1 protein-coding gene is annotated in these 663 nt (G+C 78.7%); it reads left to right on the plus strand.

All coding sequences use genetic code 11. From position 1 onward, the window contains the following. A partial coding sequence (locus tag DY240_RS22445; protein ID WP_147375444.1) for an AAA family ATPase occupies positions 1-610 on the plus strand: 610 nt, incomplete at its 5' end. Positions 611-663 lie beyond the last annotated feature (53 nt).

Raw genomic sequence — 663 nt, forward strand, 5'->3', positions numbered from 1 at the left:
ACCGCCCACGGCCGAGCCGCCGGCCCAGCTGCCGGCCGGCTCGCCGGCGTTCGTCGGACGGCAGCGCGAGCTGTCGGCACTGGCGGCGCTGCTGGACCGCCCGGCCGACCGGGTCCGCGTCGCCGTCGTGTCGGGCCAGGCCGGCATCGGCAAGACCACGACGGTGATCGAGGCGGCGCACCGGGCGCGCGCCCGGTTCCCCGACGGGCAGCTGTTCGCCGAGGGCACGAGGGGCGGCGCCGCGGTCCCGGCGCGTGACGTCCTCGGGGCGTTCCTGCGCGACCTCGGGACGGCGACCGCCGACATCCCGCCGTCGCTGGCCGACCGGGCGACGCTGTTCCGGTCCATCTGCGCGCGGCGGCGGCTGCTGATCGTGATCGACGACGCGCACTCCGCCGAGCAGGTCACCGCCCTGCTCCCCGGCGCCGGCGAGTGCGCCGTCCTGGTGACCACCCGCCGGCGGCTGACCGTCCCGGCCAACCTGTCCCTCGACCTCGACGTCATCTCGGCCGTGGAGTCGCGCGAGCTGCTGGCGACGCTGGCCGGCGCCGACCGGCTGGCCGCGGAGCCCGACGCGGCCGCCGCGATCGTGGAGGCGTGCGCCGGCTAGCCGCTGGCGCTGCTGATCGTCGGCGGCCGGCTGGCCACGCGGCCGGCCTGGCC

The organism is Jiangella rhizosphaerae (assembly GCF_003579925.1).
Lineage (GTDB): Bacteria > Actinomycetota > Actinomycetes > Jiangellales > Jiangellaceae > Jiangella > Jiangella rhizosphaerae.